This is a genomic window from Bacillus sp. FSL K6-1003, assembly GCF_037964945.1.
GTDB lineage: Bacteria > Bacillota > Bacilli > Bacillales > Bacillaceae > Bacillus > Bacillus mojavensis.
The window spans coordinates 714,013-735,631 of sequence record NZ_CP150176.1 but is presented as its reverse complement, the minus strand read 5'-3'; the positions used below and the strand labels follow the sequence as shown (position 1 = coordinate 735,631).

23 protein-coding genes and 1 pseudogene are annotated in these 21,619 nt (G+C 43.9%); 6 read left to right on the top strand and 18 right to left on the bottom strand.

What is annotated here, in order from left to right; genetic code table 11:
• Nucleotides 1–14: 14 nt before the first annotated feature.
• The 6 genes from NSU16_RS03765 to NSU16_RS03740 form a co-directional block, all read right to left on the bottom strand.
• On the bottom strand, nt 15–296 hold the full coding sequence (locus NSU16_RS03765) for a YesK-like family protein (protein WP_339192110.1): 282 nt from the start codon (nt 294–296) through the stop codon (nt 15–17).
• A gap of 52 nt (nt 297–348) precedes the next feature.
• Nucleotides 349–894, bottom strand: coding sequence for a GNAT family N-acetyltransferase (locus NSU16_RS03760; protein WP_339180091.1), 546 nt, complete (start codon nt 892–894; stop codon nt 349–351).
• 122 nt (nt 895–1,016) lie between these two features.
• The gene (cotJC, locus tag NSU16_RS03755) at nt 1,017–1,586 is read right to left on the bottom strand and encodes a spore coat protein CotJC (RefSeq protein ID WP_010333292.1); all 570 of its coding nucleotides are present in this window, start codon (nt 1,584–1,586) and stop codon (nt 1,017–1,019) included.
• Between the two features lie 14 nt (nt 1,587–1,600).
• Nucleotides 1,601–1,864, bottom strand: coding sequence for a spore coat protein CotJB (cotJB, locus tag NSU16_RS03750; protein ID WP_268471450.1), 264 nt, complete (start codon nt 1,862–1,864; stop codon nt 1,601–1,603).
• Nucleotides 1,848–2,096, bottom strand: a complete 249-nt coding sequence (gene cotJA, locus NSU16_RS03745; RefSeq protein ID WP_010333290.1) for a spore coat-associated protein CotJA — start codon at nt 2,094–2,096, stop codon at nt 1,848–1,850. Before cotJA ends, cotJB begins: the two co-directional genes overlap by 17 nt.
• Before the next feature lie 73 nt (nt 2,097–2,169).
• Nucleotides 2,170–2,799 carry a TetR-like C-terminal domain-containing protein gene (locus NSU16_RS03740; protein WP_339192108.1) on the bottom strand — a complete coding sequence of 210 codons (630 nt, stop codon included), beginning with the start codon at nt 2,797–2,799 and terminating at the stop codon, nt 2,170–2,172.
• Nucleotides 2,800–3,050: 251 nt separating this feature from the next.
• Between NSU16_RS03740 and NSU16_RS03735 the strand changes: the two genes are divergently transcribed.
• Entirely contained in the window at nt 3,051–4,034 is a 984-nt protein-coding gene (locus NSU16_RS03735; RefSeq protein ID WP_339192106.1) for an amidohydrolase family protein, read from the top strand.
• 57 nt (nt 4,035–4,091) lie between these two features.
• Here the strand turns inward: NSU16_RS03735 and NSU16_RS03730 are convergent, their stop codons facing one another.
• From NSU16_RS03730 to NSU16_RS03695, 8 genes are all read right to left on the bottom strand, one after another.
• On the bottom strand, nt 4,092–4,940 hold the full coding sequence (locus NSU16_RS03730; RefSeq protein ID WP_339192104.1) for an NAD-dependent epimerase/dehydratase family protein: 849 nt from the start codon (nt 4,938–4,940) through the stop codon (nt 4,092–4,094).
• On the bottom strand, nt 4,937–5,389 hold the full coding sequence (locus tag NSU16_RS03725; RefSeq protein WP_168747136.1) for a nuclear transport factor 2 family protein: 453 nt from the start codon (nt 5,387–5,389) through the stop codon (nt 4,937–4,939). Before NSU16_RS03725 ends, NSU16_RS03730 begins: the two co-directional genes overlap by 4 nt.
• An 81-nt stretch (nt 5,390–5,470) precedes the next feature.
• Nucleotides 5,471–6,052, bottom strand: coding sequence for a TetR/AcrR family transcriptional regulator (locus NSU16_RS03720; RefSeq protein ID WP_268471446.1), 582 nt, complete (start codon nt 6,050–6,052; stop codon nt 5,471–5,473).
• Between the two features lie 110 nt (nt 6,053–6,162).
• Nucleotides 6,163–6,531: a spore coat protein gene (locus tag NSU16_RS03715; protein ID WP_168747135.1), complete on the bottom strand. Its 369-nt coding sequence runs from the start codon at nt 6,529–6,531 to the stop codon at nt 6,163–6,165.
• Nucleotides 6,532–6,667: 136 nt separating this feature from the next.
• Nucleotides 6,668–7,387: a YebC/PmpR family DNA-binding transcriptional regulator gene (locus NSU16_RS03710; protein WP_010333282.1), complete on the bottom strand. Its 720-nt coding sequence runs from the start codon at nt 7,385–7,387 to the stop codon at nt 6,668–6,670.
• A 169-nt stretch (nt 7,388–7,556) separates the two neighbouring features.
• Nucleotides 7,557–7,736 (bottom strand): phosphatase RapH inhibitor, encoded by a 180-nt coding sequence (locus tag NSU16_RS03705; protein WP_106021538.1) that lies wholly within the window; start codon nt 7,734–7,736, stop codon nt 7,557–7,559.
• Nucleotides 7,726–8,868 (bottom strand): Rap family tetratricopeptide repeat protein, encoded by a 1,143-nt coding sequence (locus NSU16_RS03700; RefSeq protein WP_326192353.1) that lies wholly within the window; start codon nt 8,866–8,868, stop codon nt 7,726–7,728. Before NSU16_RS03700 ends, NSU16_RS03705 begins: the two co-directional genes overlap by 11 nt.
• A 163-nt stretch (nt 8,869–9,031) precedes the next feature.
• The gene (locus tag NSU16_RS03695; protein ID WP_339192101.1) at nt 9,032–10,054 is read right to left on the bottom strand and encodes a hypothetical protein; all 1,023 of its coding nucleotides are present in this window, start codon (nt 10,052–10,054) and stop codon (nt 9,032–9,034) included.
• Between the two features lie 179 nt (nt 10,055–10,233).
• Between NSU16_RS03695 and NSU16_RS03690 the strand changes: the two genes are divergently transcribed.
• The 5 genes and pseudogenes from NSU16_RS03690 (at nt 10,234) to NSU16_RS03670 (ending at nt 14,509) form a co-directional block, all read left to right on the top strand.
• On the top strand, nt 10,234–12,123 hold the full coding sequence (locus NSU16_RS03690) for a T7SS effector LXG polymorphic toxin (RefSeq protein ID WP_339192100.1): 1,890 nt from the start codon (nt 10,234–10,236) through the stop codon (nt 12,121–12,123).
• A 12-nt stretch (nt 12,124–12,135) separates the two neighbouring features.
• A complete protein-coding gene (locus NSU16_RS03685) occupies nt 12,136–12,531 on the top strand; it encodes an immunity 22 family protein (RefSeq protein WP_045383627.1) in 396 nt (131 codons plus the stop codon).
• Between the two features lie 167 nt (nt 12,532–12,698).
• A pseudogene (locus tag NSU16_RS03680) lies at nt 12,699–13,005 on the top strand (hypothetical protein).
• Between the two features lie 189 nt (nt 13,006–13,194).
• Nucleotides 13,195–14,322 (top strand): Rap family tetratricopeptide repeat protein, encoded by a 1,128-nt coding sequence (locus NSU16_RS03675; RefSeq protein WP_339192099.1) that lies wholly within the window; start codon nt 13,195–13,197, stop codon nt 14,320–14,322.
• On the top strand, nt 14,312–14,509 hold the full coding sequence (locus NSU16_RS03670) for a hypothetical protein (RefSeq protein ID WP_339192098.1): 198 nt from the start codon (nt 14,312–14,314) through the stop codon (nt 14,507–14,509). Before NSU16_RS03675 ends, NSU16_RS03670 begins: the two co-directional genes overlap by 11 nt.
• 462 nt (nt 14,510–14,971) lie before the next feature.
• On the opposite strand, the gene NSU16_RS03665 is transcribed toward NSU16_RS03670, so the two are convergent.
• From NSU16_RS03665 to srfP, 4 genes are all read right to left on the bottom strand, one after another.
• Complete coding sequence (locus NSU16_RS03665; protein ID WP_339192097.1) at nt 14,972–15,682, bottom strand: HNH endonuclease; 711 nt, start codon at nt 15,680–15,682, stop codon at nt 14,972–14,974.
• 207 nt (nt 15,683–15,889) lie between these two features.
• Nucleotides 15,890–17,278, bottom strand: a complete 1,389-nt coding sequence (gene rlmD, locus NSU16_RS03660; protein WP_339192095.1) for a 23S rRNA (uracil(1939)-C(5))-methyltransferase RlmD — start codon at nt 17,276–17,278, stop codon at nt 15,890–15,892.
• Between the two features lie 57 nt (nt 17,279–17,335).
• Nucleotides 17,336–18,247 carry a diacylglycerol kinase gene (locus tag NSU16_RS03655; RefSeq protein WP_010333270.1) on the bottom strand — a complete coding sequence of 304 codons (912 nt, stop codon included), beginning with the start codon at nt 18,245–18,247 and terminating at the stop codon, nt 17,336–17,338.
• A gap of 152 nt (nt 18,248–18,399) precedes the next feature.
• A complete protein-coding gene (gene srfP, locus NSU16_RS03650) occupies nt 18,400–21,549 on the bottom strand; it encodes a surfactin resistance protein SrfP (protein ID WP_339192640.1) in 3,150 nt (1,049 codons plus the stop codon).
• Between the last annotated feature and the right edge of the window lie 70 nt (nt 21,550–21,619).

The window sequence follows — 21,619 nt, the reverse complement described above, 5'->3', positions numbered from 1 at the left end:
AGACGGCAAATGCCTTACCTTCTCCTAATTTGTCTTTTCAACAGCCGGAACACCGTCTCGATCAAGTACCCGGCAAACGCTCCGACTATTACATGAATCCCAAGCATGCCCAGCGCCATGCCATCCCAGCCGCCGACAAAAAAGATGCTGCACCAAATTGTGATCACACCGAGAACAATCAGCACGGCCAGTATGCATTCCGGCCATTTTCTTTGCGGCATCCTCAAGCGCAGAAAAATAGATACACAAGCAGAAATACAAGCCGTCACAATGGCCATCACATAAAAAAAGAACATCCGCCCTGTCCTCCCTTTTCAAAAAGGCAAAAAAGCCCCCTAAAAAGGACGCTTATTCTGACTTGTTCAGTTCTTTCTCAAACAAATGAAACCCCGAGGCATCTGATCCCTTGAATTCATATCCCATTCGCCTGTAAAAGGAATGCAAGGCGTCGTTATCAGCAACACAATCAAGACGGATCCGCTTCTTCCCCGGATACTCAACACCCGTCTCCGTCCATGTGAGAATCTCGGCCCCAAGCCCATTTCCCGCAAACCGGCGGCTGACCGCTAGACGGTGCAAATAAATGGACTCTTCGTGCCCCTCTTCTCCCCAAAGCGTTCTGTCCCATTCACTCGGCTCAGGCAGAAGCATCACTACACCCGCCAGCTCTTGATCTTTTTGAAACACAAACACATGTCCGCTTTCAATCGAGCCAACAATATCATGTGAGTCATGTCCCTCCAGCAGCCCGCTCCACTGGTCAGAGCCCCGGTCCCGCAGCCATTCAGCCGTACGGACGAGCAGTCCCGTTATTTGCTCTGCATCCTCACGGTCTGCCAGGCCGGCGTAAAAATCATTTGCAACTGTTTCTTTCGTAATCTTAAAAGATGACATAAAGGCCCCCCGATCAAAACTAACTTACATGCATACCTCCATTATAATGCAAGCAAACGACAAAAAAACAGAATATTTTGTCTGTATGTAAAAGGACGCATGAAAGGGAGCCCCCGCTGCTGTTAAAAGAGTTTCTTCTTATCCCGTTCTTCTTTTAAAATCTCAACCGCTTCCCTAAAGCGCATAGAATGTATAATTTCACGTTCACGCAAAAACCGCAGGGAATCGTTCAAATCAGGATCATCCGAAATATCAATCAGCCACTGATACGTCGCCCGCGCTTTTTCTTCTGCTGCGATATCTTCATACAAATCCGCAATCGGATCGCCCTTCGCCTGAATATAGCTTGCCGTAAAAGGCACCCCCGCCGCATTATGATAAAAAAGCGCGCCATCATGATTCGCGTAATGATCACCAAGCCCGGCTTCTCGCAGCTGCTCCGGCGTCGCATCTTTCGTCAGCTTATACACCATCGTCGCAATCATTTCCAGATGGGCAAACTCCTCCGTGCCGATATCTGTTAAAAGGCCGATGACCTTATCAGGAATGGTATACCGCTGGTTCAAATACCGGAGAGCCGCGGCCAGCTCGCCGTCCGCTCCGCCATACTGCTCAATCAAATATTTCGCCAGTGTCGGGTTGCACGTGCTGACCTTGACAGGATATTGCAGCTTCTTTTCATACACCCACATTCAGGCATTCCTCCTTATACTTGCCACGGCCAAGGCCCTTGATTCCAATCCCACTCCTCGCCCGCGGGGCTATTGCCGTACTGCAAAAGCGGTCCGTAAGATGATTCGAATTGCCTTTTTAAGTGCCTTGCATAGCCGGAATATTGATTGAATTGCTTCAGCGCGTCTTCATCATGAGGATGTGTATCTAAATACAGGCTCAGCTCAACAAGCACAAAATCCGCTGCTTGAATCTGCTCAAGCTGGCGGTAATATTCCGCATCAACCTTTTTTGTCATGTGCGTCTCCCCCTCGATAAGGATTTTCATAAAAATCATAGAGATCCTTCCAAAGGGTGCCTTTCCTTAAAGCCTCCATCGGCGAAAACTGCTCCATATGCTCAGGCTGAAAGGTCATATAGAGGTTAGGGGGCGTTCTGTAATATTTCTTCCCTATGGGCGGACAGGGATCAAAACGGCTGTGAAAGGGCGTGTATGATTTAACAGGTGTAAATGGCTGCATTTCCTTCATTCTGGCTCCTCCTTTCTCAATAACAATGACCTTAATAGGTATGAGGCAGGAGGCGTCATTATGACTGTCATTCTTAATAAGGAAGCTTGATTTGTTTTTCTATCCCCGCTATCCGGAGCGGTCCCAAGAGCGTTAAACGTGTTAATTGATTCGCCATAAATAAAGGACTGTACTTCATGCCGCTCTCCAGCCAGGAACAAATCACCCCGATATGAGCGGAAGTGATATAGCTGACCAGTATCTCTTTCGGGATCTGAAGCTGTTTCTCAGATTCTTCAATAGATGAAAGCAATTCCTCGTAAATTCGTTTCTGAACGAATTCCGCCATCAAACTTCTGAATTGAGGAAGCCCTCTGTCACTCAGCATCACTTGAAAGTACTCGGCGTGTTCATGAATGTACTCAAAGAGCTTCACAAATGAAACAGGCGGATGATCCTCATTAATAATGACCGGTTCCACCGGCGTCTCAGGCTTAACCTGCTGGATCAAATCATCGAGAACCTCCGTCATGCTTTGAAACAGAAAATCCTGTTTATCCCGATAGTGCAAATAAAAAGTGCCGCGGGTCAGATCCGCTTTTTCAGTAATTTCCTGAATCGTAATCGAATTGGCTTCTTTTTCTTTCAACAGTGCGATCAATGCGTCTCTTAAAAATTTGTTCGTTCTTTTGACTCTCGGATCTACTTTATTTTTTCTAGACATTTTTTACCTCCTTGTCTAACTTTTATTTTCTTCTGGACAAATCATCTGCTGATGTCTTCTTCTAAACGTTTGCACGTTCTCTGTTTATTGACCTTTTCCCAAAATCTACTGTACCATGAACTTACATCTTGTACATGATGTAAAGTAATAAACACATTGTTCATTACCTATTGAAACGAAGCTTCGTGACGTAAAATGAGTGCACTCCATCTGATCTACACCAGACATGAAAAAGAGAGGAGCCTTTTGACATGAATGGAAAAATCGCATTAGAAGAGCACTGGGAATCTCCTGATTTTCCGGCAACAGGAAGTCACAATTTTACTGACGATGAATATTTCAGCGCTGTCCAAAAACGATTGCAGGAATTCGAAAAACGGATTGAAGACATGGATCGAAACGGCATCCAAACGTCAATTCTCTCATTGACACAGCCTGGTATTGAGGGCATCACCGATCCTGACAGAGCTGTAAAACTCGCAAAGCAAATGAACGATCACGCTGCGGAATTCTTCGTTTCCAAACATCCAGACCGTTTTAAAGCATTTGCGGCGGTTCCGCTTCAAGATCCTGAAGAAGCAGCGAAGGAGCTGGAGCGGGCGGTAAACGAACTCGGTTTTGTCGGCGCCCTGGTCAACGGCTACAGTAATATCGGAGACGAAAATACCGCTCAATATTTAGACGAGCCACAGGTACGCCCTTTCTGGGAGAAAGCTGCACAGCTTCAGGTTCCCGTCTATCTGCATCCGCGTATTCCGCTGCCAAATCAGCAGCGTATTTATGAAGGCTACGAAGGCCTCCTCGGCTCAGCATGGGGCTTTGGCGTTGAAACAGCAACACACGCCATCCGCCTGATTCTCAGCGGCCTGTTTGACGAATATCCTGATTTGACCGTAATTCTCGGACACTTAGGCGAGGGCCTTCCGTTTACGCTGCCGCGCGTCGAGCACAGACTGCGCCATCAGCGTCTTGAGACCCATGGAAACCATAAAAAAGCGCCGACTGAATACCTTCGCAAAAACTTTTATCTCACAACAAGCGGCGTATTCAGAACACAGGCATTAATTGATACATTGTTAGAGGTTGGCTCAGACCGCATCTTATTCTCGGTGGACTATCCGTATGAATCGATGGAAGAAATCTCTTCCTGGTTTGACCAGTGTCCAATCAGTGAAACGGACCGAATGAAAATCGGCACCGAAAACGCGGCAAGCCTTTTTAAACTCAATAGATAAAAAGAAGACCTTCGGCAGAGCCGAAGGTCTTTCTAGATCGTTCAGTCTAAAATGAGATCAGCGTTTCCAGTATGCAGCATGAGCAGCCGCAAACTCAGTCAGCGAACGGGGTTCTTTTCCTGTCACACGCTTCACTGTATCCGTTACCCGATGTTCCGCACCATGGCTGATCGCTTCATCTAATTCCGCCATAAAGCGCGCGTAATCCGCAGGCAAACCCGCTGTTTCCATCCTGTTTTTCAGCTCGGAAGAAGAAATGCTGACATGCGTCACCGGACGTCCCGCCATGGCTCCGATGATCTCCGCCGCCTCAGCGTAGTTCAGCACCTCAGGTCCCGTTAGAATATGATGAGTATTATGAGGCACAATGTCAATCAAAGCACGCACTGCTGTTTCCGCAATATCATCGGCATCAATAAAACCAAGTTTTCCCTCACCTGCCGCTGTGATGATGTGCCCCTCAGTTTGAATGGACATGCGATGCTGGACATTGATGAAGTTTTGCATGAAGTATGACGGCCGCAGCACCGCCCATTCCGGAAACCCGTGTACTGCACGATGCAATGCGCCAAACACAGGACCATCCTCAGGAACAGCGGACGCACTGAGCATCACCACACGTTCAGCACCGAGCCGCTTCGCTTCCTTTAAAAATGGAAGCACATAAGGAGACGGGTCAAACACACCAACCGGCGCAACGAGGTAAATCCGCTTCACCCGCTCCAAAGCAGGCGTAAAGCTGGACTCATCCTTCCAATCAAAATATACATACTCCGCCTTGCTCATTTTGCCCTTATTTCTGCTCGCGATGCGAACGCTGTACCCCTGCTCAATTAACCGTTGCGCAATCCGGCTTCCTGTCGTGCCGGTTCCTCCCGTAATCAGAATCTGATCGTGACTCATCATTTTTCATCCTCCTCTGTTTGTATAAATGTTTCAATGGTTTCTCCAAACGTCTTATTGACGACAAGCGGATTCCAATAATCCTTATAATGTAAAATGCTGCCGTCCTTCGTTTCAATCACACTGATATAGGTTTGCCGGTAAGGTAGCCCAGTCGCAATCGCATAGCCTTCACATTGAAACTCCGCAATGATCGTGTTTGTATCAGCCGAACGATACACTGTCGGAGCAGTAAACGCAGAAATATGAATGTTATCAGGAAAATCCTTAATATAATCGTAAATAGCCGCCTTCCCCTCAATTCTTTCCGGAAATCCCTCTGGCGCATAGGGAAACTCCAATACGGCATGTTCATCCCACAGCTCTGTCCAGCTCTCCATATCCTTTTCAAGCATATATTGCATAAATTTATTCAGTGTGTCACATGCTTTTTCGTATTCCGTCATCATCATGGATCATCACCTCGTATTTTATTTTAGACCATTCAGTCCAGAAAATGCGTCAAAGGGCTAAGCACCCTTTATCAAAAAAAGTCAATCAAGGACAGATAAACTCACTTCAACATAATCCTGAAGCTGGTCAAAATCAGCAGAAACCTTAGCGATAAACGTCAGAGACAGCCTGCTCTGGTTTAAATATCGGGCAAGCGCCGATATATCAAGATGTTCCTTCAATTCTCCTTCAGTCTGTGCCCTTCTCAGTGCCTGATAAAAGGCCGCCTCAAGCTGTTTCGTCTGCCCTTCAAAGTACTGGGCAAGGTCCGAATCATGCGGGATTTGTTCAATAGCGCTGTTGATGATAAAACACGCCTTTGAACGTTCAGGATCTTTCAGGGCATTCACACCCTCCTGAAAAATATCACGAATGGCTTCTTTGACAGATCCCGGCGCCTCGAGCCTTTCCACAACAGCCGCGTTTTTTCCTTCAAGATACGTTTTCACAGCGGACAAAAACAAATCCCGCTTCGTTCCATACGTATCATACAAACTCTGGCGCGCAATACCTAAATGAGAAAGCAGCTCTTGCAGCGACGTGCCTTCGTAGCCGTACTCTCCAAAAACCTCTATCGCTCTGCGCAAAACAAGCGCGGTATCGAATTCTTTATTTCTACCCAAACGAATATCACCTCCTACAAGAAGATATTACCTTTTCCAGACTGAACAGTCAAGAAAAAGAAAAACAAAAAACACCCTTGATCAGCAAGAGTGTCCGTTTTTCACGCTTTTTATTTATGGCCGTCTTTTCCCCAGTGCCCCATTTGGTGGTGATGGTGCCCATAGTTACCATCATGATGCCCATAATTTCCATCCTGATGGTGCCCGTAATGTCCATCAGGGTAATGGTGGTGATGTCCATCATTATCATAATGCATTCCGTAGCTCGGATAGCCTCCGCTTGGGTAGCCGCCGAATCCTCCAGACATGCCATAACCCGGATAGCCTGCGCCTCCATAACCTGGATGGCCCATCCCTGTATACATGCCATGGCCCGGATAGCCCGCGCCTCCGTACATTCCGAATCCCGGACCGCCTGCACCATAGCCTGGGTAAGCGCCAAAGCCGGGTCCGCAGCAGAAGTGTCTTGTATCAGTCATATCCAATCTCTCCTTCACATAGGTTACAGTCCAGCGTATGAGAAGGTCTTACAGCGCGTATAGACACCCGCCTATAAACTGCTAAAACAATTTCCCGGACAATAAAAAAAGCAGACCATGACAGTCTGCTCATTTTTTATTCACCAAGATCTACGTTATGATACACCTGCTGAACGTCTTCCAAGTCCTCCAACGCGTCAATCAGCTTTTCGAACTGTTCCTTTGCATCCTCAGGAAGTGTCACTTCACTCTGCGCAAGCATGGTCAGCTCCGCTACCGTAAATTCCTCGACGCCCGCGTTTTTAAACGCCTCCTGCACCGCATGGAATTGATCCGGCTCCGCATAGACGATCACGCTGTCATCCTCTTCTAAAATATCGCGGACATCCACATCCGCTTCCATGAGAATTTCAAGCGCTTCATCAGCCGTTTTGCCTTCCACACCGATAACAGCCGTTGCGTCAAACATGTAAGCAACAGATCCGCTCACACCCATGTTTCCGCCGTTTTTTCCGAACGCCGCACGCACTTCCGGCGCCGTACGGTTCACATTATTCGTCAGCGCATCAACGATAATCATTGATCCATTCGGCCCGAAGCCCTCATAACGAAGCTCATCATAATTTTCTTCCGCTCCGCCCTTCGCCTTCTCGATCGCACGTTCAATGATATTTTTCGGCACGCTGTAAGTCTTCGCGCGCTCAAGCACAACCTTCAGCGCCTGGTTGGATTCCGGATCAGGCTCGCCCTGCTTCGCCGCCACGTAAATCTCACGGCCAAACTTTGCGTAAACCCGACTCGTATTTGCGTCCTTAGACGCCTTCTTTTCTTTAATATTGTTCCACTTACGGCCCATGATGCTCCACTCTCTTTCATATATATCAATCTAAATACTGTTATTCACTTTAACCATTATACCTCAAATGGTTTGGTTGTTTCGAGTGTCTTGCGTTAGAAATAGAAGGAAGGCGGTAGTTTAAAAGTACGAGACGACACAAACTTCCAATAAAGCAAGAAAAAAAGCCCTAACTAAGGGCTTTCTTATCCTGATCAGTCATGACATGATGAGGGGAATGATCGATATACGTCGTGTTTCGATCCGTTGATTCCTTAAAACCGCCGGACTGTGTCAAGAAAGGAACCGCAATGCTTCCGCAAATAAGGGGAACAGCAAGACACATCATCACTTTTTTCTTAATAAGCATATAAACACTCTCCCTTTTGAATATCTTCTTGCGCTTTCAGCACTTTCCGATAAAACGCAGCAGCGTGCTCAAAATGACAGCGGCTTTCAAAAACAGCGGCAGCGCTGCGGGCACATGCTTCAATGTAAGCGTGCAAGTTCTTTTTTTCGAAATAGCTTAAAAGGTCATGAATTTTGCGTTCGTCAACAATCTCTTTGTACACTGCCTGCAAGAACAGATACAATTCTTTATAAAATTTATGGGCCCCCGCATTTGGATGGGTTGTGATATGTTCTAATCCTTCTTCTATTAGCTGAAACGCCTGCTGTTTTTGTCCAGCTTTACATAATGTCCAGCTTAACCCAAACAAGACTTTCGGCAGCAAATCAGGGACCGACTCTCTGCTTACTTTCGCCGCTTTTTGGAAGTGCTCAATGGCCAAATCATATCTTCCTGACCTGTCATAACTGTTGGCGATGTTCAATAAAGAGATGCCAATGAACCGGTCGTTTTGAATATCCATTGCCAGCTCCAGCGCCTTTCTTAAATGCGGGAGCGCTTTATCATAGCACCTGAAGTCATCATAATTTCCCGCTATGACAAACAAGCTTTGTATTCTTCTCATGCTATATAACGGATGGTCTTGATAAATGTCTAAGGCTTGAAGGATATGATGCATCGACACATGGGTTTGCTTCATATGGTAATACGCTTCTGCCACTTTAAAATGAAATTCCGCTTTCTCAATTTCATCTGACAAAAACGGCAGTTCCTTCTCCGCCTCGCGATAAAAACCGATCGCTTCCACATATTCTTTTTGATCAAATTCATACATGCCGCGAAAAAACAAAGAGTAGTATTTCAAAAGGCCTGTGAGTTTTTTCTGAGGAGTTTCAATCGTTTCCAGAAGCTCTGTCACTGTAGGGCGATTCCCATATGTTTGTCCCGGCTCCAAATAATCCAGCATCAGCTGGTGCCGAAAACACATGAGAGAATAATAGATCAGCAAATCCTGATCCTCTTCCATCTGCTGAATGTCCTGCTCCACCTCCGCTTTCAGCACCTCAGCATCCGGAACACTGAACTGGCGAATCATCTTGTACCATTCGTTAATCTTAACACCAACACGCGAAGACGGTATGGCTTGACTCAACGGCTTCCCTCCTTCTCTGTGAGATATGTCATATTCTATCAATCCCAAATTTTGAAAACAATACGAAAGGAAGAAATTGTTTTTTCATTCTGTCAATTTGTTTTCTCGGCAAAAAAAGACCCTTTATGCAAGGGTCCAATATCATTCTATTTCATTTACGCACTCACTTATTGTCAACCACAATAAAATCCTGAACTTTCACCTGTTCCTCAGGCAAATCAAACTGATAAAGCATCTTCTTAGAATGGATATCAAACACACCAACATACCCGCCAATGCCTTTTTTATGTTCTTCCTGGGCAACAACATACAGTTGACTCCCCTTAAACTTTGCATCCATATAAGGGAAATTTAAGCCGTATGTGTGAAAAGAAAAGTCCTTCCCATACTCAAGCAGGTTCGCTTCCCCCTCTTTGTCTTCGTACGTCACATAAAAACTGCCGCTTTCTTTGTCATAGTACACGGTATCAGCATATTCAAGATCATCAGGATAAGAAATATACTTCGTCTTCCATGTCCCTTTTTCAATCACAGTCAGTTCATGCTGCGAGCTTGCGACAATAAATTCCTCCGAGTCTGCGAATGTATCAGCGTATGAGGCTAAGCTCAGGGTTTCTATGATTTCCTCTGTGTTTCTGTCGATCACGTAAATAGCCATGCCTTGAATGACATAAATATAATTCTCGTCACTCGACCCCATCGTGACAAGTGAAGGCAAGGTGAGGCTATATTCCTTTTTCGTTTTTTTGTCGTTTATATGCACGTCATTCCCCGTCGTATCAACGTTATAGGCCTTAACAGAAACATCCTTCCCCTCATACCAAAACGAAAATGGATTTGATAGCGGATGCTTTTTTATGGCATCCTTCTCCAGCGTGTAATAAAAGGACTCATGTTCCGCTAATAAAACAATGTCTGTTGATGCGTAAGACTTCATTTGGATGTACGGCACATCCGCCACCTTGAACGTGCGCCTATTAAATCTTTCGCCTGTTGAGGTTGAGAGCAGCGTGCTTTCTTTTATGAGAGGGTTGGAATAGATAAAATAGATGCGGTCTTCTTCGGGATGAATGGCAGAAGTTTTGACAGGAATATTGCTTTTATTATGTAACTGAAGATACAGAGCAAACAGGATGATGCATATCATAAACCCTAATAAACCGAATATAATGCGTTTTTTCTTCATCAAAATGCTCCTTTAACTGTCTATCAATAATCATTTCGACTATGTTTACACAATCCCTTCGTGAATAAAGACACATGCCAAACGACTCATTTTTCCATCGAAACACGTTTCCACAGCCATTCTTATCCTGCTCCGTGGTAAAATTTTGATATTGAGCGAACAAAAGAAGGGAAATGGTCATGAAAGTACTTGAAGCGAAAACACTGCTTTCTGAAGCGACAGACCGCGCGAAAGAGTATAAAGAACTAAGAACGCAAATGGTCAACTTGAGAAAAGCCTTAAAAAGCGTTGCTGATCTCAGTGACAGCGAATTCTCAGGAAAAGGCGCCAGCAACATCAAAGCCTTCTATCACGACCACGTTGGCGTCACCGACCAATGGATCGACTACATCGACATGAAAATCGCATTTTTCAACAGCATCGCCGGAGCCGTCGAGGATAAAGCCCTCTCTGACGCATACATCGAAGAATCCTTTCTGGAACACGAGCTGGCAAACGCCCACCAAAAATCGAAATCCATCATGTCCGAACAGAAAAAAGCGATGAAAGACATCCTGCACGATATCAACGACATCCTCCCGCTCGACCTGTTTTCAACAGAAACCTTCAAAGACGAGCTGGCTGATGCCAACGACAAACGCAAAAAAACACTGGAAAAATTGGACGCCTTGGACGAAGACCTGAAGACAGAATACGCCCTGTCTGAACCGAACGAACAATTCATCAAGTCCGACTTCCAAAAGCTACAAGAAGCAACGGGCAAAGGCAAAAGCGCAACGCCCATCCACTACAACGCCAAGGCGTACCGTGAGAGTTACATACATAAGAAAAAAGGCGACATTAAAAAGCGGACTGAAGCTTACTTGAAGATTAAGAAAGAGGAAGCGAAGGAACGCGAGATCAAGGAATTGAAGAAAAAGCTTGCGGATGGTGTATCTGATCCTAATGAGTATTTAGAAATTGCGAAGAAGATTGGGTATGAGAACCTTGAGCCTGCACAGTTACAGTATGTGGTGCAGCTTGAACAAGCAAAACAGCTTGAAAAAGTTGGGGAAACCACTTGGGAAATTTTAAAAGGGGGCGGAGTTGCTCTTTATGATATCGGGAAAGATACGGTAACAGACGTCAAAGATTTAGCTGTTGGCGCATGGGACTTCTACCAACTGTCCGATGAACAAAAGCTCGCCAAAACTGTCTCAACAATATTAAACACACCTTCCTATGCAAAAATCATATGGACAAACATAGCTGATTCATGGAATGATAAAATGGTTAATGGTGATGCATACTCACGATCGCATTATATTACCTATGCGGTCGGAAGCCTAGTTGGACTAAAAGGCGCTGGCTCTGCTGTAAAAGTAACAGGCAAACTTGGTAAAACAGGTGCTGCCAAAGTCGATAAAGTGCTTGAAGCTGGAGAAAAAGCTACTACTAAATATGTAAAGACAGGAATCCAGAAAACAAAAGATTTCAGCAGTGCTTTATTAAAAGGTGAAAATCAAGTCGCTTTTGCAGGAATTGCTCAGGATATTGAGAATACGCATAATGTAAAGAATACATCGCTTCTGAAAAAAGAAATTGAAGAACAGAAATCAAATGCTTTACAAAAAACTGAAAGAAAAACACAGAATTTAAAGAAACCTAGAAAAACAATAGTTCCTACCGTAAAAAGTGGTGAATTTAATAACTGGTTCAATACATTAACACCGAAGCAACTTGATGAGCTTTGGAAAGATAAGAAAGTTAGAAGAGCAATAGAAAGACAATTGAGAGCACCCGGCGGCATGCACGAATGGCATTTAGTTTCTCGGGCCCCTACTTTCAAACATTGGGGAGTTACAGCTGAACAAATTAGAGATTTAAGAACTGCCATAAACCAAGTCGAGTTTGTGAATCCAGTTGGTAAACACGGAGGATTGGGTTCAACCGCTGCTCATAATGAATTGCTAGGAATTATTGATTCATCCTTAAACTATAATATGTTTGTCCGAAGATTAAATAATTGGGCAAACTATAGGCTAAAAGGTGGAGCGCCAGCCCTGCCAGAAGGATTAAGGATTAAATAATAGGAGGTTAATATGGAACGTCAAAATTTCGTATCATTGTGGATCGGAAGTATAAATGATGATGAATCATTAAGTAAATATGTTGAATTAGATTACAATGAAGATGAAGGCGATTTTCTTCCTTCCCAATTTTTAATTGACTTTGATATAGATATCGATGATTTAGATGAAGATTTTATAGAAAAAGTCGCACATGAAAAAGCTTGTAATAATTTACCTTCACTAATTGGCGGTTGTTCGTACGATAGTGTTATCTTACCTCGATTTGAGAACATGGTAGGTACCACAATTCCTGAACAAATCAATGCTGCTGTTCTCTTATATAATTTTGAATATGACGGCAGGGAGAAAGAAATAAATGCAAAAAACTATTCATTTAAATTTATTGGTGCAGTATCTTATGTTTAAGTAAAATTCAACAAAAAAATTTCTAAATAAATATGAAAAATAGAAATTAATAGGTGAAATTAATGTAGTAAAGATTTATTCGTTCGACTGTGCTTAATAAATCTGAAGCCCTCTTACTTGAGGGCTTTATTTTTATCTCATCTCACCTTTATAAAAGGAGCATCACCTTGACAGTAAGAAAAGAATTAATAAAACAAATTAATTTAACAATCACAGCAATAAAAACAAACAATCAAAAGAATCCAACTCCAATGGTCAAAAACATATTAAAAAGATACGAAGAAGCAAAAGTCTTTATCCAACATTCATCTGAGGAACAATTCGAAGAAGACCTCTCTAAAGTTAGAAATAAACTAGACACTCTGACAAGAGCATATCTAGAATCAGCTAACGACTACATGAATCCTATGCTCAGAGAAATGCATAAAACAGAAAAGCTGCTAAAAAAAGTATGATGAAACTGGTAAGTCATAATCACCGCAATCTAAAATTCGAAAATTGTGATTGCACTAACCCACACAAAACCAAATATAACGCAAAACACCCAAACAGCCATTTGCGGACAGCACCGAAAACTTTTTTTGCGGTCTCTCAACCCCTTCCTATTAAATTTCTGTATTGATAAAATTTACATAATTAGTGAGAAGAGGAAGGGTGAGAAGTTTGGGCACGATTTCGTCTCCGCACGTTGGGATAAAAATTAATGAGTGGAACCGGCATATTCAAAAGTTTAATGTGACAGATGCTGAAATGCTTAAAGCTGAGATCGAACGGGACATTGACATCATGGAAGAAGACCAAGACCTCTTGATTTACTATCAGCTCATTTCATTTCGTCACAAGCTAATGATCGATTATGTGATTCCATCTGAAGGAATCCAAATGGAGTTATCAGAATATTTAAAGAGAATTGAAGGCAGCAACAGGAAGATGGAGAAACTCGTTGAATACTACTATTACTTTTTTCAAGGGATGTATGAATTCAAAGAGGGCAATTTCTTAAGTGCTATTACATTCTATCAAAAAGCGGGAAACACCATCCCCTATATTTCAGATGAAATTGAGCGGGCAGAATTTTATTTTAAAATGGCTGAAGTGTTTTATCATATGAAACAAACCCACGGATCCATGCACTATTCTTCTCAGGCGTATAACATCTATAAAACGCACGACCTTTACTCAGTCCGCCGCATACAATGCCATTTTGTGATCGCAGGAAACTACGACGATTTAGAAAGTCATGAAAAGGCGCTCCCTCACCTCGAACAGGCACTAAAAGGCGCACGGCTGCTTGAAAGCAAAAACAAGCGGATTTACGGCCAAGCTTTATTCAATATCGGAAATTGTTACCTTAAAATGGGCGAATTGACGAAAGCAGCAAAATACATGGAGAAATCGATACTGCAATTTAAAAAATCAAATTTCAACAACTTGACACAAGCTTACCACGATTTAGCCTTAATTTATTTTCTTCAACATAAACAAGAACAGGCAATGGATTGTTTCAGAAAAGGCGTACGCTTCGCATGTAAATTCGATGATGACCTATTTAAAATTATGTTTGAAGGATTGCAGGCGCTGTTTATCAAAAAAGGAGAAGCGTCCATTTTATTAAATGTTTTCAACAAATTAGAGACATCCCAAGGATATCCTTATATGGAAGATTTGTCATCATTAGCCGCAAAGTTTTATACTGAAATTGGGCAGATGGATGATTCTATTATCTGTTTCAAAAAGATGGTTCATGCCCGCAAACAAATTCAGAGAGGGGATTGTTTGTATGAAATTTAAACTGACTTTGTGCGCTGTAATTGCTTTGATCGGTGTAAGCTTTATCAGTTCTTCCTTAGGAAATGAAGTAAACGTAGCATCCAGAAACATGACAAGCAAAGCTGCAAACGATTCAACGAACTCCCTGGCAGACGAAGCCATCTTTGACAAGGAAATGACGATTGCAGAAAACGGAACGCTTGGTTAAGGACAAGACGCAGCTTTGGCTGCGTCTTCTTTTCTGAAGAATGTGATTACAAGGTGATAGTATGTTTTATGTTGAAACTCTCATATGCAAACCAAACAAACTCATAACCGATTTATTTGCCTAACAAGATCGATACTTATTTCATACCTATTGATCATTTCCATGAACTAAGAGAAATAAAAACTAGATCTTGATTTCAACTATATAGACGGAGTCATTCAATTCAAATATTATGGGCTTACTTACTGAATGAATGGAAGAGGTTTTAAATATCAAAAAAATTTTGACCTCACTTGAGTTGCATATTTCCCGAAATTAGTGATTAAATATAAGATCACTAAAAAAGGCAACACCCCATAGGGGGAAGTTTCCTTGTTCAAACACAGCCACACATTTCACATGCGTGTGAGTTGATAGTACATACTCATACTATAGAGTAGGATTGACATTAATTCCTTTTAGTCAATGCTCACTCATAGAAATTTGCAACCGTTGATTTAATCTTTTTTTAGAAGGATAGTCACCCTTAAGTTTTGGGAAACGAATTTTCTGATAGTCTACTTTACTATTTGGATCTCGAACAATGATATCCCCTTCAGCGGTTATACATATATTCCCTCTTTCATATGCCTTGTCATGATTAGAGCATAAACATATTCCATTATTTACACTATCATCACTACATAAATGTGCAGGATAAATATGAGCAGCCACGAGGGAAGAACGCTCATTTACTTCACACATAGCACACTCATTACTGTACGCAGAGAGTATTTTCTCTCTAAAACCTTTATCCCTTGATACCGTTCTAACTACTTTTTCTACGTATTCTCTACCAGGCGGGTAAGGTCTTCTGGCATTCAGTGCTTCTTCTGACTCTAATTCGATTGTTCCGTCTTCATTAAAAGTTGCTTGTGGTAAATAGTTATATCTTTTTTTGGTCATGTCTAAAAAACCACGTGCCCCTTTCTCATCAAACAGAATTTGCACCCTAATCTCTCCTCTATTATGTTCATCCATAGCTAGTATAATCGGGAAAACTTTATCTTCTGGCAAATTCTTTAAGTAGTGTTCATTAATTTGGCGATTTCTATCCTCTCTAATTGCTGCATTATTTGCTTCAATTAGAATCGCTTTGGTAAAGTATTTACCTTGACTATTGATGAAATGCATATAATTCCCCCTTATAGTTCGTATGTTTTCTCTATAATATTACAAAAATGAAATCTTACGAACTATATTTAGCAGAGATATTGAAGATGAGCACGTATTAAAGCAAGTTCTACAAAGACTTATTGATAAAATGGAAGTAATCGGGGGAAGAAAAGATAAAAATACATTATTATTTTCCCCTACTCCTTCATCTTAATTTGGTACAGTTTAGCTAACTGTATCGCTTAAAACAAGCTTCACTGCCACCTCCACATGATTCGTATGCGGAAACATATCCACAGGCTGCACTTCGAGCGTCTGATACCCGCCATCCACAAGCACCCGTAAATCTCTCGCCAGCGTGCCAGGATTACAGGACACATACACCACCCGCTTCGGCTTCATCTCCACAATCGTGCGCAGGAGGGCTTCGTCGCAGCCTTTTCTTGGCGGGTCGACGACAAGCGTATCGGCCGTAATGCCTTCTTCATACCATTTTGGTATCACGGTTTCCGCTTCACCGACCGCGAACTCAGCGTTTGTGATGCCGTTTAATGCTGCGTTTCGTTTCGCATCCTCAATCGCTTCCGGCACAATCTCTACACCGTACACCTTTTTCGCCTGCTTCGCCAGGAAGAGAGAAATCGTTCCGATGCCGCAGTAGGCGTCGATGACGGTTTCTTCGCCTTTCAGCTCCGCGTACTCAAGCGCTTTGTCGTATAGCACTTTTGTCTGCTCTGGGTTGACCTGATAGAAAGATCTGGCGGAGATGGCGAATTTGACGTCTCCGATGAGGTCATAGATGTATTCTTCGCCCCAGATGACGTTTGTTTCATTGCCGAAGATGACGTTTGTTTTGTTTGGATTGATGTTTTGCACGATTGATTTGACGTGCGGGAACGCTGCTGTGATGTCTTCGATAATCTTCGCTTTGTGCGGGAAGTCGTTTGTTCTTGTGATGAAGACGATCATCATTTCACCTGTAACGACGCCGTATCTGACCATGATGTGGCGGAGCCAGCCTTTGTGGCCTTCTTCGTTGTAGGCTTTGACACCGTATGTGGCGCAAATGTCTTTGACGGCTTGAACGGCTTCGTCGTTTTTGGATTGCTGGATCAGGCAGGCGCTCATGTCAATGATGTCATGGCTTCTTTGCTGATAGAATCCGGCGACGAGTCCGCCTTCCCGTTCTCCTACCGGCACCTGTGCTTTGTTTCTGTAGTTCCATGGGTCTTGCATGCCGAGTGTCGGGTGCACGGTGACGTTGGACAGGTTCAGCTTGCCGATCCGTTCTAAGACGTCTTTGACTTGTTTTTGTTTAAACAAGAGCTGGCCTTCGTAGGTCATGTGCTGAAGCTGGCAGCCGCCGCATTGCTTGTAAATCGGGCATGGGGCGTCCGTTCTATGCGGGCTTTCTTCCTTCAGCTCAATCAGGCGGCCGAAGGCAAAGCCTTTTTTGACACGTGTGACTTTGATTTGGGCTTTTTCTTCCGGCAGGGCGTTCGGCACGAAGATCGGGAAGCCTTGGACCTTTGCGACGCCCACTCCTTCGTGAGTCAAATCCTCAAATGTCACGTCGTAGTATTCGTTTTTTTCTACTGGGGGTTTCATTTTCATGTATGTTCACCTCTTGTTTTAAGCGAAAGAAAAACTTGGCTCATTAAAGCCAAGTTTTTAGTCATCCAGCTGTTCCGCTTTCTCCTTCGGCATGACAACGTGAATGTGTCTATACAGATTCACGAATTCGCCCGGCAGCATGCCGCCGTACTCGCCGTCCAGGTTCAGCTGCATCTTTTCTGATACATTGACTTTCACGCGGTTCGCTTTTGTATAAATAATGTGCTGGTCGTTGATGTGTTCGCCGCGGAGCGCCATCGATGCGACTCTGATAAATTCAGCAAGGTTTGCTTTCTTTAATATCATCAAATCAAACATGCCGTCATTCAGGCTGGAATCCGGCGCGAGTTTTTCGAACCCGCCGACGGAATTTGTCAGCGTGACCAAAAACAGCATGATTTCACCTTGAAACAGCTTGCCGTCATATTCAATCTCGACTTCTGTCGGACGAAGTGAAGGCAGCATTTCCATACCCTTTAAATAATAAGCAAGCTGGCCGAGCATCGTTTTGAGTTTGCTTGGGACGTCGTACGTCAGCTCCGTCAGGCGGCCTCCGCCGGCGATATTGATAAAATACTGGCCGTTGACCTGTCCGATGTCGATCGGGCGGGCAACGCCGTTAATTACCGTATCCGCCGCTTTTAAAATATCCTCTCGCGGAATACCGAGCGCTCTGGCGAAGTCATTTGTTGTGCCGACAGGAATCACACCGAGTGTCGGACGATTGTCTAATGGGGCAAGCCCGTTGACAACCTCGTTGATCGTTCCGTCTCCGCCTGCCGCAATGATCAGGTCAAACTCACGCAATGCCGCTTCCTTGGCAGCGTGCGTTGCGTCTCCCGCGCATGTTGTGGCATGGGTGGAGGTTTCATAGCCGGCTTGTTCAAATTTTTGCAGGACCTGGGCAAGATGCTTTTTAAAGACCTCCCGTCCCGAAGTCGGATTGTATATTATGCGTGCACGTTTCATTATCTCATCATCCTACTTAAGAGTATCCGATCCATTTTTACACTAACAACCTTTAATTATACTATGAGTTAAAAAAATCGCAACAAAATGTACATAATCTTACAGACGAAAACGCACAAAAGCCCCAGCATAGCTGAGGCTTTTTGTCATTTTTACTCTTCTTCTGTTCCCGGTTTTTTCTTGCGGAACTTCGCCAATACTTCGTATACGATTGGCACGATTAAAAGTGTCAGAAGCGTCGAACTGATTAAACCGCCGATAACCGTTACGCCGAGTCCTTTTGAAATGACCTGGCTTCCGCCTTCGAAGCCGAGAGCTAATGGAATCAAGGCGCCGATTGTCGCGATGGCTGTCATCAGGATCGGACGGAGTCGTGTGGAGCCGGCTTCTAAGAGCGCTTCTCTCGTAGACAGTCCTTCCGCTTCCTTATGAATCACGCGGTCAATTAAGACAATGGCGTTTGTAACAACGATACCGATCAGCATCAGCATACCGATCATCGCGTTCAGACTGATTGTCTCACCTGATACGTAAAGTCCGACAAGGGCACCGATGATTGTAAACGGCAGTGAGAACAGAATCGCAAATGGCGCTAATGCTCCGCCGAATGTAATCACAAGCACGAGGTAGACGATCGCAATCGCCGCAAGCATCGCTAATCCAAGCTTCGTAAAGGAATCCGCGATATCTGCGGAAACACCGCCTGTATCGATCGTTACGTTGTCAGGCATGTCAAGCTTATCAATTTTCTTCTGGACATCAACGGATACAGCTGTGACGTTGTCTGATGTAACCTCACCTGTGACATCAGCATACACTTTTCCGTCACGTTTAGACACCGTATCAGATGTTGTGCCTTCTTTTACTTTTGCCACATCACCGATTTTGACTTCTTTGCCGGTCGCTGATGTGATCTTTTTGTTCTCTAAATCTTTAACACTCTTATACTCGTCTTTTTCGGTTTTAATGTTAACATCAAGCTCTTTGCCGTCTTTTTTCACGGTTGTGAGCGGGTCCTGTGCTGTCTCTGACATTAGGGCCTTAGAAATTTGAGAAGCAGTTAAACCGAGTTTGCTCAGCTTTTCTTGGTCAGCCACAAATGTGTACTCATCATATGTGCTGGAAAGGCCTGAGTTTACGTTCTTCAGATCCTTTTCATCCTTCATGACCTTCTCAATGTCTTTGACAGTGTCTTTAATGTCATTTTCTGAATCGCCATACACATAGTATGTCAATTCATTGTTATTGCCTGAAGAGCTGAAGTCCTGTGACTTCCATTCTCCTCGGTCAGACTGCTTTTTGATTTCTTTCAGCACGTTGTCTTTTTCTTTATCAAAGTTCGGCGTGTCGCTGTCATATTTGATATAGAACAATGCGCTGTTTGAATCTCCTCCGGCAAGCGGGCTGCCAGAGCCTAATGAATACTGAACCGTATCGACATGCTTGCGGTCAAGCAGGATTTTTTCTGCTTTTTCAGCTTCATCTTCCGCTTCTTTTTTCGTTTCACCCGGTTCAGGGCTGTATGTGATCTGCATCGTTTTTTCTTCCTCTGACGGAAGGTAGCTGGCACCGATTAACGGTACAAGGAACAAGCTTCCGAGCAGCATCAGAACGGCGATGATAGACGTGATCCATTTGTGGCTCAGCGCCCAGTTCAATACTTTTTTATAGATGTTTGCGAGTCTGCCAGGTTTGTGTTCTTTCGCTTTTACAGGCGCTCCCGTTAATGATTTTTTGAACAGGCTGTGTGCGAGCATTGGCACGAGCGTGATCGAAATCAACAGGGATGCGGCAAGCGCAAATACAATTGTTAAGGCGAAAGGAATAAACAATTCACCAATTTGTCCGCCTACCAGTGCGAGCGGTAGGAATACCGCGATCGTCACAATAGTGGATGACATGATCGGTTTAAACATTTCCTTCGTTGCTTCACGGACCAGAGCTTTTCCGCGCAGCGGTTCATCTTTCAGCCTCATGCGGCGGTAAATGTTTTCGATCACAACAATGGAGTCATCAACAACCCGTCCGATGGCAACGGTCATTGCACCGAGCGTCATGATATTCAGTGTGATATCAAGCTGTTGCAGCACGAAAAGTGCGATCAGCAATGATAATGGAATAGAAATAATTGAAATTAATGTTGATTTGATATCTCTTAAGAATAAGAGAATAATCACAATCGCAAAAATAGCACCGAAGATGGCTTTGCTTAACATTGTTTCAACTGACTGTGTGATCGGCTCTGCCATGTCGAGTGTTGCGCTGTAGTTGAAGCCTTTATGGTCTTCTTTGAACTGCTTCAGCTCATCTTTGACATTGTCGGCAACCTCTACCGTGTTGGCATCGTTTGCTTTGATGATGTTGATGCCGATGCTGTCTTTTCCATTTGTGCGGGAAATTGATTCAGCTTTTTTGACATCTTTAATCGTTGCAATGTCAGATAGCTTGACCGTCGGCACGTCTGTGCTTACGCTTTGCTGCGCCTGTGCTGCCTGCGGACTTTGAGCCGCTTGTGCACTTTGTGCTGCTGCTGCGGCGCTGCTGCCTGCACTAGAAGCAGATGCCGTTGGAATTCTCATATTCTTCAAATCTTTAATGGTTTCAATATCGCCGCTAACGACGACAGATTTTTCTTTATTTCCGAATGTGTACAATCCAAGCGGCGTTGTCACATCTGACCCCTGAATCACTTGCTTAACTGTATCTTCATCAAGGCCGTATTCTTTCAGTTTGTCTTCTTTGAAAGAGAATTCAACCTCTTCCACCTGCTGGCCTGACACTTGGACTGAAGCAACGCCTTCTATGCCTTCAAGCTTAGAAACGAGGCTGTCCTCCACTTGTTTTGTCAGCTTTTGCAGATTATCTGAATCACTGGACACGCTCAGCGTCAGAATTGGGAAGGAGTTCAAACTGTAGCGTGAAATGTCCGGATCTTTCGCGTCATCAGGCAGGCTGACGTTTTCTAATGCTTCAGCCGCTTCTGTTTTCGCTTTGTCCATATCTTTCTCATAATCATATTCAATCATAACCGACGATGCATTTTCATAGGACGTCGACGTAACAACGCTCACGCCGTCCAAATTCTGCACCGCTTGTTCAACCGGTTTCGTTACTTCATCAGCGACTTGGCTAGGCGTCGCTCCCGGATATGTCGTGCTGATTGTCAGGTAGGGCATGTTTACATCAGGAATGGATTCTTGCTTCATATTCATACCCGCGTACAAGCCGGCTGCCGTTACAATAATCGTCATCAGCCATACGGCGAATTTGTTTTTCAGAACGAAATTAATAACGTGATTCATCATATCCTCCATTGTGTTTTTATTGACTGACTGGTCATTCTATATAATACTAAACGGTATAACGCAACAT